This is a genomic window from Qipengyuania sp. JB2-7 (genome assembly GCF_055693485.1).
The window spans coordinates 2,268,209-2,282,627 of the sequence record NZ_CM146335.1 but is presented as its reverse complement, the minus strand read 5'-3'; the positions used below and the strand labels follow the sequence as shown (position 1 = coordinate 2,282,627).

14 protein-coding genes and 3 pseudogenes are annotated in these 14,419 nt (G+C 58.0%); 10 read left to right on the top strand and 7 right to left on the bottom strand.

Annotation, left to right across the window (positions count from 1 at the left end):
• The first annotated feature begins 6 nt into the window (after window positions 1–6).
• Window positions 7–987, top strand: a complete 981-nt coding sequence (gene secF / locus ACZ1GM_RS11435) for a protein translocase subunit SecF (protein ID WP_472676563.1) — start codon at window positions 7–9, stop codon at window positions 985–987.
• A gap of 9 nt (window positions 988–996) precedes the next feature.
• Here the strand turns inward: secF and ACZ1GM_RS11430 are convergent, their stop codons facing one another.
• Both ACZ1GM_RS11430 and ACZ1GM_RS11425 read right to left on the bottom strand, forming a co-directional pair.
• Window positions 997–2,193, bottom strand: a complete 1,197-nt coding sequence (locus ACZ1GM_RS11430) for a glycosyltransferase (RefSeq protein WP_472676562.1) — start codon at window positions 2,191–2,193, stop codon at window positions 997–999.
• Window positions 2,194–2,205: 12 nt separating this feature from the next.
• Window positions 2,206–2,778, bottom strand: a pseudogene (locus ACZ1GM_RS11425) (helix-turn-helix domain-containing protein).
• Window positions 2,779–2,894: 116 nt separating this feature from the next.
• On the opposite strand from ACZ1GM_RS11425, the gene ACZ1GM_RS11420 reads away from it, so the two are divergent.
• On the top strand, window positions 2,895–3,383 hold the full coding sequence (locus ACZ1GM_RS11420) for a DUF6456 domain-containing protein (RefSeq protein WP_472676561.1): 489 nt from the start codon (window positions 2,895–2,897) through the stop codon (window positions 3,381–3,383).
• Between the two features lie 12 nt (window positions 3,384–3,395).
• Here ACZ1GM_RS11420 and ACZ1GM_RS11415 read toward each other — a convergent pair whose 3' ends face one another.
• From ACZ1GM_RS11415 to ACZ1GM_RS11405, 3 genes are read right to left on the bottom strand one after another with little or no spacing between them, the layout of a single operon-like run.
• Window positions 3,396–3,761 (bottom strand): SnoaL-like domain-containing protein, encoded by a 366-nt coding sequence (locus ACZ1GM_RS11415; protein ID WP_472676560.1) that lies wholly within the window; start codon window positions 3,759–3,761, stop codon window positions 3,396–3,398.
• 31 nt (window positions 3,762–3,792) lie between these two features.
• A complete protein-coding gene (locus ACZ1GM_RS11410) occupies window positions 3,793–4,317 on the bottom strand; it encodes a uracil-DNA glycosylase family protein (protein ID WP_472678559.1) in 525 nt (174 codons plus the stop codon).
• Between the two features lie 50 nt (window positions 4,318–4,367).
• Window positions 4,368–6,188: an ABC-F family ATP-binding cassette domain-containing protein gene (locus ACZ1GM_RS11405; protein ID WP_472676559.1), complete on the bottom strand. Its 1,821-nt coding sequence runs from the start codon at window positions 6,186–6,188 to the stop codon at window positions 4,368–4,370.
• Between the two features lie 101 nt (window positions 6,189–6,289).
• Between ACZ1GM_RS11405 and ACZ1GM_RS11400 the strand changes: the two genes are divergently transcribed.
• The 5 genes and pseudogenes from ACZ1GM_RS11400 to ACZ1GM_RS11380 all read left to right on the top strand — a co-directional run bounded on the left by ACZ1GM_RS11400 (window position 6,290) and on the right by ACZ1GM_RS11380 (window position 9,698).
• Entirely contained in the window at window positions 6,290–6,607 is a 318-nt protein-coding gene (locus tag ACZ1GM_RS11400) for an SIMPL domain-containing protein (RefSeq protein WP_472676558.1), read from the top strand.
• A 7-nt stretch (window positions 6,608–6,614) separates the two neighbouring features.
• Window positions 6,615–7,013: an SIMPL domain-containing protein gene (locus ACZ1GM_RS11395; RefSeq protein WP_472678558.1), complete on the top strand. Its 399-nt coding sequence runs from the start codon at window positions 6,615–6,617 to the stop codon at window positions 7,011–7,013.
• Between the two features lie 102 nt (window positions 7,014–7,115).
• The gene (locus tag ACZ1GM_RS11390; RefSeq protein ID WP_472676557.1) at window positions 7,116–7,430 is read left to right on the top strand and encodes a PepSY domain-containing protein; all 315 of its coding nucleotides are present in this window, start codon (window positions 7,116–7,118) and stop codon (window positions 7,428–7,430) included.
• A 121-nt stretch (window positions 7,431–7,551) separates the two neighbouring features.
• Window positions 7,552–8,233, top strand: a pseudogene (locus tag ACZ1GM_RS11385) (response regulator transcription factor).
• Window positions 8,234–8,372: 139 nt separating this feature from the next.
• Window positions 8,373–9,698: a sensor histidine kinase gene (locus tag ACZ1GM_RS11380; RefSeq protein ID WP_472678557.1), complete on the top strand. Its 1,326-nt coding sequence runs from the start codon at window positions 8,373–8,375 to the stop codon at window positions 9,696–9,698.
• A gap of 79 nt (window positions 9,699–9,777) precedes the next feature.
• Here the strand turns inward: ACZ1GM_RS11380 and ACZ1GM_RS11375 are convergent, their stop codons facing one another.
• Complete coding sequence (locus ACZ1GM_RS11375; protein WP_472676556.1) at window positions 9,778–9,984, bottom strand: hypothetical protein; 207 nt, start codon at window positions 9,982–9,984, stop codon at window positions 9,778–9,780.
• 170 nt (window positions 9,985–10,154) lie between these two features.
• On the bottom strand, window positions 10,155–10,451 hold the full coding sequence (locus ACZ1GM_RS11370) for a chorismate mutase (RefSeq protein ID WP_472676555.1): 297 nt from the start codon (window positions 10,449–10,451) through the stop codon (window positions 10,155–10,157).
• Window positions 10,452–10,556: 105 nt separating this feature from the next.
• On the opposite strand from ACZ1GM_RS11370, the gene ACZ1GM_RS11365 reads away from it, so the two are divergent.
• The 3 genes and pseudogenes from ACZ1GM_RS11365 to ACZ1GM_RS11355 all read left to right on the top strand — a co-directional run bounded on the left by ACZ1GM_RS11365 (window position 10,557) and on the right by ACZ1GM_RS11355 (window position 14,335).
• Window positions 10,557–11,576: a polyprenyl synthetase family protein gene (locus tag ACZ1GM_RS11365; protein ID WP_472676554.1), complete on the top strand. Its 1,020-nt coding sequence runs from the start codon at window positions 10,557–10,559 to the stop codon at window positions 11,574–11,576.
• Window positions 11,577–11,603: 27 nt separating this feature from the next.
• Window positions 11,604–14,039 (top strand): annotated as a pseudogene (gene hrpB, locus ACZ1GM_RS11360) (ATP-dependent helicase HrpB).
• Between the two features lie 17 nt (window positions 14,040–14,056).
• Window positions 14,057–14,335, top strand: a complete 279-nt coding sequence (locus ACZ1GM_RS11355) for an ETC complex I subunit (protein ID WP_472676553.1) — start codon at window positions 14,057–14,059, stop codon at window positions 14,333–14,335.
• The last annotated feature ends 84 nt before the right edge of the window (window positions 14,336–14,419 follow it).

Sequence of the window (14,419 nt, the reverse complement as noted above, 5' to 3'; positions counted from 1 at the left end):
GAAACCATGAAACTGCTCAAGCTCGTCCCTGAAGATACAAACATCAAATTCCTGAAACTGCGCGTGCCGTTCTTCGTGGTCAGCATCGGGTTGATTATTGCCAGCTGGGCACTCGTGTTCACGCAAGGGCTCAATTACGGCGTCGACTTTGCCGGTGGTCAGGAAATTCGCGCCACATTTGTTGGTGAAGAAGAAGCGCCCATTCCAGAGCTCCGTCAAACCGTGGGGTCTTTGCCCAATATCGGTGATCCCATCATCCAACGTTTCGGTGCGCCGAACGAGGTCTCAATCCGGGTCAAGCTGCCGCCAGAGGCGGAGGGCGACAAGGAATTTGCGGACCGGATGACGCAATCGATCACCACTGCCTTGCGCGATGGCCATCCGGGTGTGCGGATTGATGGTGTGGACTCGGTTTCGGGCAAGGTTTCCGGCGAGTTTCGCCAGGATGCGATCCTGGCCCTGGTCGCGGCCATGCTTGCCGTGGCGCTCTATATCTGGATCCGCTTTGAGTGGCAGTTTGGTGCGGGCGCTCTGTTCGCTCTGTTCCATGACGTGTCGCTGACGCTGGGCATGTTTGCGCTGTTCCAACTGGAATTCAGCCTTCAGATTATCGCGGCGATTCTGGCTATTATCGGCTACTCGCTGAACGATACGATCGTCGTTTATGACCGTATTCGTGAGAACCTGAAGAAGTATCGCAAGATGCCACTGGTCGAGCTGCTGGACTTGTCCGTCAATGAGACTTTGGCGCGTACGGTGATGACATCTCTGACGCTGGCTGTCGCGCTGTTGCCGCTCTTGCTGATTGGTCCAGCCAGCCTGTTTGGACTGGTCGCGGCGATCTTCCTTGGTTTGGTGGTTGGCACATACAGCTCGGTCTATATGGCCGCGCCTTTGCTCATCTGGCTGGGTGTGAATTCCACCAGCTTTGTACCGGAAGAAACCGTGGCGGACAGGCAGGAACGGATCGCCCGAGGTGAGAGTTAGGGGCGAGAGCTAAGCGGCGATCACACGGTCGTAATAAGCAGCCAATCGTCGTCCATTTTCCGCCCAGCTGAAATCGGCAACAGTCGCGGCGACATCTGACGCTGAATATTGAGCGGCAAGTACTCGCTCAATTCCGGTCTTAACTGCATTGGCGTCTCGCGCTACAACTTCGCCAGCCTCCGGGCGCGTCATCAGTTCGCGCGCGCCGCCTGCAGCGCAGATCACTATCGGCGTTCCGCATGCAAGCGCTTCGATCCACGCATTGGCGTGTCCTTCGCTAGCCGATGGCAGCACCATCGCATCGGCTGCCGACAGGATCAGCGGCACAATATCGTGATCCAGCAGGCCAAGGAAATGGACCCTGTCACTCACACCCTGTTCATCAGCAAAGGCGCGCAGCTCAGTTTCATCAGGACCCTGTCCGACCAGTAGCAGACAGGCGTCTGGAATGCCCGCCAATGCTCCGATGACAAAGCGCTGCCCCTTGCGTGGGATGAGCGCGCCGACGGTGGCAAGTAGTGGGGTAGCGCCATTCAGTGGAAGGTTCAATTGCGATGCTAGCTGGGCACGCAGTTCCGGTTGCTCGCGCGGGTGGAACCGGTCGCGATCCAATCCGGTGTAATGGATCGTGATCTTCTCACGAGGCATACCGAGCTCTGTCATATCGGCGGCTAGCGCCTCGCTGACTGACAAAAGGCCAGCGGCTTGCTTGGCAGCATCGAGCATCATTGTGCGGCTGAAATCCTGCTGACCCCAGTAATGAATGTCGGCTCCACGCGACTTTATGGACAAGGGTAGACCCAGCGCCCTGGCAATATGCGCCGCCGCCGGTCCATCCGGCCAGAAGAACTGAGCATCAACCACATCGAATGGCTGCTCTGCGTGCATTCTGCGCGCCAGCGGCAGCACCTTCCGTGCAATCGCCCCGGGGTTGAATCGTGCGCCAATCGCCGGGATCAGTTGGAAGGTCGGGCGGTGCACCATCACTCCGCTCTCTTCGCCGCTCACCGCCGCACGCTTGATCGCGCCGTAACGTCCAAGGGCGAGTGGCGGCAGACCGATGGGGTTAATGACTGTCGCATCCCAGTGTGTTTCGCGCTGCAAAGCCTCGACCGATCGCGCGACGAAGGTGCCAAAACGAGGCTGTGCTGCATTGGGCCAAAGCGTTGCAATGCTAAGGACACGGCGAGTTTTGTCAGGCGGCATTTCGCAAGCCGCTCAGAGGCGGCGAACCAGCATTTCGGCCATGCCAATCCATGGCGGATCGGTAACGACCTCCTGCTTTTCTCCATGACCGGGGGGCAGAATGCCAACCAGATTGGCTTGCCGATCAATCAATCAGCCGAACGCAAACCGGTAGGCGCTCTTGGGTACCAGAACGTCGCGGTTTATAGCTTTCTGCGCGTCTTCTGGGTCAATCTGGCGCAGCCATAACTGATCGCCGGGGCGATACTCGCCATGAGGGTACGTGACTTCGAGGACCATCAACGCGCCGTCGCCGCCCATATCGGTTGCCAGCAAGGCATCGCGCGGGTTTTCCAGCGCTTCCGGTCCCCCAGCCTCCAGCGTGGCAACCACTTGCGCAGCTTGATTTTCCTCTGAACGAACCAGCATCTCTGGATCAACGCCGAGTGCGCGGGCGATCTTCTCCATCCATTTAAGCGACAGATTGCGCGTGCCCGTTTCCAATCGGCCAACGGTCTGCGGCGTGGTTGGCGGATCGCAGGCCTCAGCCAGATCGGCCAATGTCATGCCGCGATCCTTACGAATGGTTCTGATGCGATTGATCATATTTCGGCCCCTGATAGTCAGTTGGAAGATCAGACGTGATAACCAAATTGGTTTTTCTCTTTCCTACAGGAACCGTTATTTTGCAAGGGGCGGTTTCCACAGGTGAAGGAGACGACATGGCCCAAGGGGATCAAAAGCCGGTTTTGATTGAGCGGGAACTGACCGAGGAGGGGCCACGTCGGGGCAGTGGAGCGAAGGGGAAACGTCGCACCGTGACCATGAATCTCACAGAAGCGCCGCTCACCTGGCTGCATGCGCGCGGCCATATCGATGACCGACTGTTCGATGCTGGCGAGCGGCTTCGTGCAGATTTTGAGCGCGCTCAGCTTGCACCGTCGATCACGATGCGGTGGGAGCCGGTGCGTATCCGTTCAACCGGTGAAGCAGACCTCACCGCATCAGAACGACAATTGGCGGCCAAACAGCGCTTCGACGCAGCCATGCTTGAGGCGGGCAAGGGTCTGAAAGACGTGCTCTGGCGCGTGGTTTGCTCAGGCGAAGGCCTGCCCGAAGCGGAAAAGGCACTGCAATGGCCTGCGCGCAGCGGCAAGCTGGTGCTGAAACTGGCGCTGGACCGGGTGGCGGACTTTTACAGGATCAGGTGATGCGGCTCAGCATCACTCCGGCATTTCCTGTTGTTCGTAAAAGAACCGCTCTTCTGCAATCTTGCCATCCTGAACGGTGTAGATTGCGGTCTCAGATGATTGGCTGCGCTCGCCCATCATGGTTACATCCATCGAGTAATTCACCGCAAACTGCTCGCCGACCACGAAAGGCCCGGACATGCTGAAATCATGCATCTCAGCATTCTCATTCCACCATTTGTGCTTTTCGAGCAATTGCTCGCGCCCTTCCACACGGTTCATCGGGCCGTTGCCCGGCTCCATGCTAACGATGTTGTCTGACCACATCGCCTGGTAATCGGCCTCGCGGTCCTCTTTAACCGCATTGAAGAAATCCTGGGCAACTTGTTCGACTGTCATTCTGGGCCTCCTGAGTGTTCTGATAGAGCTATTACTGACGAATTATGTCAGCAACGCGACGGCGCAAAGCAGGCAGTACGTCCTCTTCGAACCACGGGTTTTTCTTCATCCAGATCGCGCTTCGCCATGCGGGGTGGGGCAGAGGTAACACGTCCGGAAAATAGTCTCGCCACGCCTGGACCCGGGCCGTCATGGAGAGCCTCCTGGCCTCGGGCAGATAGTGGCTTTGTGCATAGGTGCCCACGACAAGAGTCAGTCGATCGGAAGGCAGAACTGACAGGATTTTGTCGTGCCATTGCGGGGCGCATTCCTTGCGCGGTGGGGCGTCGCCTCCCTTGACCTTGCCCGGATAGCAAAAGCCCATCGGCATGATCGCGATCTTTTTCGCATCGTAGAAATCGGATTTTTCGAGACCCAGCCAATCGCGCAACCGGTCGCCGCTATCATCGTCCCACGGAATACCGCTGGCATGCACTTTCGTACCGGGCGCCTGACCAATGATCAGAATTCGCGATGTGTCAGAGAATTGCACCACGGGGCGTGGGCCAAGGGGCAGGTGCTCTGCGCAAAGCGTGCAGGCGGCAATTTCCTGATGCAATACAGTCGTCAGCCCTCGATCCTTTCGGCTAGCTCCAGCCAGCGTTCCTCGGCGGTGTCTTTCTCCGCGCGGGCATTCTCCAAACCTTTGGAGATATTGGCGAATTTCTGCGGGTCCTGAGTGAATAATTCAGGATCGGAGAGGATTTCCTCTCCTCGTGTAATGGCCGTCTCCAGCTCTTCTATCCGCGCCGGAAGCAGCTCGTAATCGCGCTGATCCTTATACGATAGCTTGCTTGATTGAGGTGTGACCGCATTGTCGATGTTGTTGCCATCATTGACGGGTTCGGCGGCTTTGTTGCCGCTCCTGGCCTTTTGAGCGACAGGCTTGCGCCGTTTTGCCTCCCAATCGGCATAACCGCCCGCAATCACATCGACCCGGCCACTGCCATCCAGCCCCAAAGTTACCGAAACGGTGCGATCGAGAAAATCGCGATCGTGACTGACAATCATTACCGTGCCATCGTAATCGGCAATCACTTCCTGCAACAGATCGAGCGTTTCCAGATCGAGATCATTGGTCGGCTCATCCAGCACCAGCAGATTGCTGGCCTTGGCAAATTCGCGCGCCAACAAAAGGCGGGATCGCTCGCCGCCAGACAATATGCCAACCTTGGTATCGACGATCTTGGGATCGAACAGAAAGTCCTTGAGATAGGCCTGAACATGTTTGCGATTTCCCCGCACATCCAGCCAGTCGCCACCTTCGGCCAGAATATCGCGCACCGTCTTGCCATCCGACAACAGGGCACGCTGTTGATCGATCATCACACCGGTCAGGTTTTTGGCAATCGTCACCGTGCCGCTATCAGGTTGCAACTCTCCGGTCAGCATTTTGAGCAGCGTTGTCTTGCCCGCCCCATTGGCCCCGACAATACCAATGCGGTCGCCGCGCTGAATGCGCAGAGAGAACGGCTTGATAATCGCGCGGCCATCGTAGGATTTCGATACCTTGTCCGCGACGATGACTGACTTGCTCTTGAAGTCTTCTTCCGTTGCCAGCTTCAGCTTTGCCGTGCCGCTATCGCTGATCATCGCCGCGCGTTGGGCGCGCATTTGGTAGAGTTTTTCGAGGCGGCCTTGGTTGCGTTTGCGCCGCGCAGTCACGCCGCGCTCCAGCCAATGCGCCTCCAATTTCAGCTTGGCGTCGAGCTTTTCAGCGGCCCGCGCTTCCTCGGCATAGACCTGCTCTTCCCACGCTTCATAGCCGCCAAAGCCCACCTCTTTGCGGCGCAGCGTTCCGCGATCCAGCCACAATGTCGCTTTGGTCAAACGCTTAAGAAACGTTCGGTCGTGGCTGATCGTGAGAAACGCCCCCTTATAGCGGGTCAGCCAATCTTCAAGCCAGTCAATCGCGCTGAGGTCCAGGTGGTTGGTCGGCTCATCCAACAGCAGCAGATCGGGATCTTGCGCCAGTGCGCGAGAGATGGCCGCGCGGCGTCTTTCGCCGCCACTAGAGCCATCCACTACTGTACTCATTTCGATGCCGAGTTGACCGGCAATCGCCTCGATCTCATGCTCCGCCGGGGCGTTTTCGCCTGCAAGAGCCCAATCCATCAAAGTTGCATAGCCGCCAAAATCAGGTTCCTGATCCAGCATCACGATACGCATGTTCGGCTTGACCTTGCGCGTGCCCAGATCGCTCTCGATCAAATCCTGGATCAGCCGCATCAGCGTTGTCTTGCCCGCGCCATTACGGCCAATCAGCGCCAGACGGTCGCGCGGCCCAACGTGCAGGTTCAGCCCCTCAGTACCGGGTCCGCCAAACAGCCAGCGTCCGCCTTGCTGCAAGCCGATGCCTTCGAGGCTGAGGATGGGAGGTTGCGCCATAGGCTGCGCCGCTTAGTGAGAGTGTCTCGGACCCGCAAGGTTGTTCAGACGTTGGTAAGTCAACACAACCGATGAGTTTCGCGAGCAACAGGAGGTTTTCAATGATCCGTTACGCAGTCCCGTTTTTGATGATGAGCGCTGTGGTGGCACCATCGCATGCCGCAACGATTGAGATCAAAACGACCGGGCCAGTCGTTGAGTTGAGGATCAGTGAGACCATCCAATCTGCACCCGACCTGGCGCAGATCAGTGCAGGCGTTGTGACCAGTGCGCCAACCGCCAGCGCCGCGATGCGGCAGAATGCGGTAAAGATGGATGCGGTGATTTCCGAGCTGCGCAAGATGGGCATTGCCGAACGCGATATTCAGACGCGCAATTTCAATGTCAGCCCACAATATCGGTATGATCTAGCCGCGTGAACAGCAGATCCTGACCGGCTATCAGGTGAGCAATTCCGTATCAGTGCGGCTGCGCGATTTGGACCGGGTCGGCGATACACTCGATACGCTGGTGACGGTTGGCGCGAACAGCATCTCTGGACCCAACTTCACTTTGGAAGACAATTCTGAGGTCAAGGCCGAGGCGCGGGCCAAGGCATTTGCACGCGGACTGGAAATGGCGCGCGATTATGCGCGACTATCGGGTTACTCCGATGTTCGCGTCTTGGAAGTGACAGAGAGCGTGAACAATGCCGGCCCACGACCTCAGGCGATGATGATGCGCGCCGATGCAGTTATGGAAACCGCTGCTACCCCAATCGCGGCTGGTGAAGTGGGCACGGGCGTATCCATCTCGGTCAAATATGAGATGACAAATCCATCCTAGGCTTCGCCATTCACGCGGTTAACGTGCGTTTACACATCTGAAGCGATGACAACGTAGACATTCAGACCTTGTTCAACGCTTTTGAGCCAGTACAGCAACATTATGAGCACAAAGCGCCCCTTACTGATCAGCGCGATCTGCGCCGCGTTAGTGTCACCGATGCTGGTGACGCCCGCCGTGCACGCGCAGTCTCGTGATGATCAGAGCGATGCGCGTAAAGAGATGCGGGCGGGCAATGTGCTCTCTCTCCGAACGATTGAACGCCGTGTTTTGCCGACCATGGGTGACGCAGAATATCTCGGCCCTGCCTACGATTCCACGGCCAAGGCCTATCGCCTCAAGTTCATTCGCGATGGTAAGGTTATGTTTGTCGATGTCGACGCGCGTACCGGCCGGGTTCTGCGTCGTAGCCGATAGTTTCCAAAATTCTTCCGCTGACAATTTTCCGTTCAGGTTGACCTGTTCATGTACATGAACAACATATGGTTTGGCCTGCGGATAGAATCCGCGCGGATGAGCCACTAAGGGGAATACCGCAATGAGAATTCTGATCGTCGAGGATGAACCGACACTCGGCCAGCAGCTCAAGTCTACGCTAGAGCAAAATGGCTATGCTGTGGACCTGTCGACCGATGGTGAAGACGGCCATTTTCTCGGAAGTACCGAGGATTATGACGCAGTCATTCTTGATCTGGGCTTGCCGGAAATCGATGGTCTGACCGTGTTGGGTATGTGGCGCAAAGAAGGGCGCGACTTCCCCGTACTGGTTCTGACAGCGCGCGATAGCTGGTCTGACAAGGTTGCCGGGCTTGATGCGGGCGCGGACGATTACCTTAGCCAAACCATTCCAGACTGAAGAGCTTATTGCGCGTTTGAGGGCGCTCATCCGCCGCGCATCAGGCAACACCTCAAGTGAGCTGACCGCTGGCAATGTCCGGCTCGACACCCGTTCTGGCCGCGTCACGCTGAGCGGTGAACCGGTGAAGCTGACTGCGCAGGAATACAAGCTGCTCAGCTATCTGATGCATCACAAGGGCAAGGTGGTCAGCCGCACTGAGTTGATCGAACATATTTATGATCAGGACTTTGATCGCGATTCCAATACGATCGAAGTCTTTGTGACGCGTATCCGCAAAAAGTTGGGCGCAGAAGTGATAACGACAATCCGTGGACTCGGTTACAGCCTCGACGACCCCGAAGACGCACCGCGAGCCTCATGATGAGGTTCTAGCTGGCGGCGACAATGCCGCCAGTACGGCGCGTTCTGGCGATGGTCATAGCTCCGTAGACGCTGCTGCCGACGGCGACCCGGCGGGTCCGGTGTCAAAGCCGCCTGCCAAGCGCAGTATCGCCAGTCGGATGATGGCGATTGCTGCTGGCTGGATCCTGATCCTGTTCCTTGCTGGCGGTTTTGCTCTGGACCGCACTCTCGTCAATCTGGTCGAACGCAACGCTGATGAGCAGCTTGAGTACATGCTCACTGCGATGATTTCGTCTGCCGAGATCGACTTTGGCGGCGAGGTGTACTTCAATCGTCCTCTCGGTGATCAGCGTTTTCTCGAGCCAAACTCCGGCCTTTACTGGCAAATCAGCGGGGATGGATTTGAGGATTATCCCTCGCGAAGCCTGTGGGATCGCACACTGGAGGTTGAGACCGGCTATCAGGATGACGCCATACACTTCCGCGATTCCGGTCAGTTCGCCAACGAGCCGCTGCGCGTTGCCGAACGCGCTGTCTATTTGCCAGGTAGCGAGACCAAGTGGTGGTTTACAGTCGCGGCAAGCCGGGAAGAGCTCGACTTTCAAATCACGCGCATTCGTTCGATCCTGATCTGGAGCTTTGCCGCTTTGGGGATCGGTTTGATGGTGCTGGTGGCGTTGCAAAACTGGTTCGGCCTTGGGCCGTTGCGGCGCGTGCGTGCGGCCATCCAATCGCTGCGATCAACTGGTGCCAACCGAATTACGGAGCCATTGCCGTTGGAGGTCGAGCCGCTGGTCGAAGAGATCAACGGCCTGCTTGCGCACACGGAACAGCAAGCCGAAGAGGCGCGGATGCATGCAGGCAATCTCGCCCATGCACTCAAAACACCGCTGACAGTGCTGACCAACGCGGCGACGGCGCGAGCGCCCGATCTGGCGGACACCGCCATTCGTGAAGCGCGCACGATGCAGCGCCATGTCGACCACCACCTCGCGCGGGCAAGGGCCGTGGGTCGGCGCGCAATTGGCCATGCACGGACGAGCGTGGTCCAGAGTGCAGAGGCTGTGCGGCGCGCGGTTGAGCGCCTCTATTCCGACACGCGGTTTGACATTGACGGTCGACGGGACTCCAATGTCGCTATCGAGCGGCAAGACCTCGACGAAATCCTCGGCAATCTGATCGAGAACGCGGCCAAATATGGCGGTGGCAGCGTGTTCGTCACGATCGATGCGGAGCCCGACGAAGAGCAATGCGCCATCTGGATTGAAGACGACGGACTGGGCATTCCGGAGGCCAATCGTGAGGACATCTTTGACCGCGGTGCGCGCCTCGACACGGGCAAACCGGGCACTGGTTTGGGGCTCGCAATCGTGCGCGATGTGGTGGAGATTTATGGCGGCTCAGTTGAGCTGGACGAAAGCGAAGATTTGGGCGGCCTGATGGTCGTGTTGCGTCTGCCGCGTTCCGATCAACTCGCGACCTGACCGATCTAAGTAATGCCACAAACAAAAACGGGGCCGGAAACCCGACCCCGTCTCATGTTTGATTAGCTAAGCTGTTTGCTCAGGTGCTAACCGGGTCAGAGTCAGCGGCGAAGATGCCGATGCCCAGAGCCGCGATTGCCAGCACGATCAGGATGGATGAACCACCCGCTTCGCTTTCACCTTCAACCGGAGCAGCAACACGCTCAGAAGCGATTGCCTGACCAGCGATTGGTGCAACAGCAAGACTGATTGCCGAAGCAGCCAGAGCCAGTTTGCCAAGTTTCATGGTAATTTCCCCTTTAAAAACTCGCACCATAGCCAATAGAGCGCCAGTTCACACGGCTCAACCCCTCAATAGGCATTCACGCAATAATTCACCGCAAAAACGACACGATTGCGGCTATTTAGCAACAATTATTACTTGGCCATTCGCCAGGCGCGCCGACCGATCGCCGATTATCCAAGGCGTGCCTTTTCGTGATGTCGGATGACCTCTTCGATCACAAAACGGATGAATTTCTCGCTGAATTCCGGGTCGAGGTCGCTTTCAATCGCGAGTTTGCGCAGGCGCTCAATCTGGATTTTCTCGCGATTGGGATCGGCGGGCGGCAGCGTCACCTTTGCCTTATATTCGCCAACAGCCTGCGTGATGCGAAACCGTTCGGCCAGCATGTGGATCAGCGCAGCATCGATATTATCAATGCTCTTGCGATATCCCGCGAGCACGGGATCTGCGCCTCCGGTTTCGGTCATGTCCCCATTCGCTGTCGAGTTTGTTTCTATTGCCATAATCGATCACGCTAGCAGTAATTCATCGCTTGCCAACCGGCCCGTCGCAGCGCATTGGCTGCTTTTGCAATGAGCGCTGAAATAATTCCTCTCTCTCGGCGGGGCGCAGAGCCGCCCTCACTGGACCCGATGATGGCCTTGACGGCTCAGGGCATGAATGCAGTCAACGCCGTGATCCTTGACCGGATGCAGAGTGAAATCCCGCTGATCCCGGCGCTTGCAGGGCATTTGATTTCTGGCGGCGGAAAGCGTTTGCGCCCGATGTTGACGCTCGCCGGGGCTGAGCTGGTGGGTTATCAGGGGACGCGGCATCACAAGCTAGCGGCAGCGGTGGAATTCATTCACACGGCAACCTTGCTGCATGATGATGTGGTCGATGGCAGCGATCTGCGGCGCGGGAAAGCGGCGGCCAACATCATCTTCGGAAATCCGGCAACGGTTCTTGTTGGTGACTTTCTGTTCAGCCGCAGCTTCGAACTGATGACAGAGGATGGCAGCCTAAAAGTTCTCAAAATCCTCTCCGGCGCGAGTGCGATTATTGCAGAGGGCGAGGTTGATCAGCTCACCGCGCAGCGCAAAATCGAAACGAGCGAAGAACGGTATCTGCAGATTATCCGTGCGAAGACAGCGGCCCTGTTCGCAGCCGCCAGCCGGATTGCAGCGGTTGTTGCGGAGTGTGATGACAGTCAGGAGCGCGCCCTTGACGAATATGGCCGCAATCTGGGTGTGGCGTTCCAACTGGTTGACGATGCGATGGATTATGCCTCTGATGCAGAGGCAATGGGCAAGACACGCGGCGATGATTTTCGTGAGGGCAAGATGACACTGCCCGTTATTCTCGCGTATGCACGCGGGACCGATGAAGAACGCAAGTTCTGGGAAGCCGCGATCTCTGGCCATCGTACCAGCGATGATGATTTGGCGGAGGCGATTGCGCTGATCGACAAATACAATGCTGTTGCCGACACGCGCAGCCGTGCCCGACATTTTGCGCAGCGCGCGATCGATGCGATCTCGATTTTTCCGGACAGCACTGCGCGTTCTGCCATGGGCGAAGCGGCTCGGTTTGCCGTTGCGCGAGAGTTTTAGACTGCGCCAAATTTGGCGAGGCATGCCTTGAGTACAACGCTGCCAATCCATACCGTTTTACCAGACGTGCTCGCTGCGTTGCATGATCGCAACGGCGTGGTTCTCGTTGCGCCACCGGGTGCTGGTAAGACCACCGCTGTTGCGCCCGCACTGATTGACGAACCATGGTGCGACGGGCTGGTCATTCTTACTTCGCCAAGGCGGGTGGCCGCGCGCGCAGCGGCGGAGCGTATGGCCAAAATGCTCGGCGAGACACCGGGCGAGACGGTGGGTTATCTCACGCGGATGGACAGTAAGCAGTCGGCCAGAACCCGCATTCTGGTCATGACGGAGGCGATTTTCGTCAACCGGCTGGTTGATGATCCGGAGCTTGATGGCGTTTCTGCAGTTCTGCTGGATGAGGCGCATGAACGGCATCTCGATACCGATTTGGGTTTGGCGCTGACGCTGGAAAGCCAAGCGATAGTTCGAGAAGATCTGCGCTTGGTGGTAATGTCGGCGACGATTGACGGCGCGCGTTTCGCCGGGCTGATGGGTGACGCTACACCTGTGATTGAGAGCGAGGGGCGCGCTTACCCGCTTCGGATCGAATGGCTTGGCAGTTCACCCGACCTGCGCGTCGAAGAGGCGATGGAGCGTGCGATATTAACAGCTTGGCGCGGGGAAGAGACTGGTGATCTTCTCGCCTTCCTGCCCGGTGTGCGCGAGATTGAGAGGACTAGAGAACGGCTCGCAGAGCGCCTTAGAGATGTCCCGATCCTGCCTCTGCACGGTCAGGTTCAGCCTGCTGATCAACGCACTGCTATTCGTAAGGACGCTCAGGGGCGCCGTCGCATCATACTCGCCACTTCGATTGCGGAAACTTCGCTGACCTTGGATGGGGTTTCGGTGGTGGTTGATAGCGGCCTTGCGCGCAGCGCAGAGTTTGATGGGCTTGCTGGCACCACGCGGCTCGTCACGCATCGGGCGAGTCAGGCCTCTGCTTCACAAAGGGCAGGGCGAGCCGCGCGTCAGGGCCCCGGCGTAGCCTATCGTATTTGGGAGGAGGCGGGCCATGGTGGCATGCCCGAATTCGCTCCGCCGGAAATGGAAACTGCCGATCTTGCGCCGATGCTGTTGCGGCTGGCGCAATGGGGCGCAGCGGATCCGGCCAGTCTGCAATGGCTCGATGCGCCGCCACCTGGCGCGCTGGCAAGCGCACAAGATCGTTTGAAGGCGCCTGGCGCGCTTGACGATGCCGCTGCAATCACGCCGTGGGGCGCGCAAATTGCGTCACTGCCAATGGATCCGGTGTCAGCCGCAGCGATCCTGTTCGGCGCCAAACTTTCGCAGGCGAACGCGGCGGCGAAACTGGTGCTGTTGATGCAGGAGCGCGGCCTTGGTGGGCGCGGGGAAGATTTGTTGCGGCGTTTGTCGAGTTGGGATGCGGACAACGGCAAGCGGGCCAACGCATCACGCAAGCTGGCAAAAGGCTGGGCGAGCAAGGCGGAGAAGCTCGTTTCGGGCGCTGATGAAGAGATTGTGAACCCTGCGCTTTTCCTTGCCTTCGCTCGTCCCGATATGATCGCCAAGCGGCGCGATGCGTCTGGAGAAAATTGGGTAACTGCTGGAGGGCGAGGATTCTTTCTTGATCCGACGTCGTCGCTTTCTCGTGCCGAATGGCTGATCATTGCTGATGCTCAGGGGCAGGCGAAGGGCGCGCGGATTACCGCGGCTGCTGAGGTAACCAGTGAAGACGTGGAAACGCATCTCAGCAATCGCATCAACGCAAAATCTGTGCTGCGCTGGAATGAGAGCGAGAGCCGGGTGGAGGCGCGCTAGGAACGGCGGCTCGGCGCGATCCTGCTGAAAACTGGACCGGACCCTAGTCCTGATCCTGACCGGGTTGTGGATATACTTGTCGATAAGGCGAAGGATAGGCTGGGGACGCTACTCCCAGCTGGGTTTCTGGCCCGAGCCCGTTTTGCGGGCATTGAGGCGTTGTCTGAGGATGCTTTGCGCGAAGGCGCGGGCCAATGGTTATTGCCGCTTCTGCATGGGCGCCGCGACTTGGGGTTGCCTCCTGCCCGCTATGCAGAGGCGGCGCTGACCACGCTGGATTGGGACTCGCAGCAGCGTTTGGAAAAGGCCGCGCCCCGTCATTTCACATCACCTGCTGATACGCGACATGCGATTGATTATGTGGGTGATGACGCACCCAGCGTTGAGGTGCGCGTGCAGGCGTTGTTTGGCCTTGATATTCAGCCTATGATCGGCGTAACCCCCTTGCTCCTGAAACTCACCAGTCCAGCGGGCCGCCCCATCCAATCGACCCGCGACCTGCATGGATTTTGGCGTGGCAGCTGGGCCGATGTGCGCAAGGATATGAAGGGCCGCTATCCCAAACATCGCTGGCCTGACGAGCCATGGACGGAAAAGCCGAGCCTGAGGACGAAGAACGCCTTTTCAAAATCAGATGAGTGAATTAGGGCGCAAATGTTATGTCAGCACGCATTTTTCAAAAACCACAAAGCGCCATGCAATCGGGCAAAGCCCGCACCGATGAATGGGTGCTTGAGTTCGAGCAGTCGGAGGCTCGCAAGCCGGACCCGCTGATGGGTTGGGCGGGCAGCGGTGATACGCAAGCGCAGGTTTCGCTCACATTTCAGAACAAAGATGCCGCCAAGGCCTACGCGGAAAAACACGGCATCTCGGCGCGAGTTCATGCGACACCCCGTAAATCGCTGAAACTACAGGCCTACGCTGATAATTTCAGGTAACTTTTTTTGTTTTTTGGTGACCTAGCCACCCACTCCCTACACGCGTTCTTATGTCCTACGCTTCGCTGAATGAGGGCAGTCACC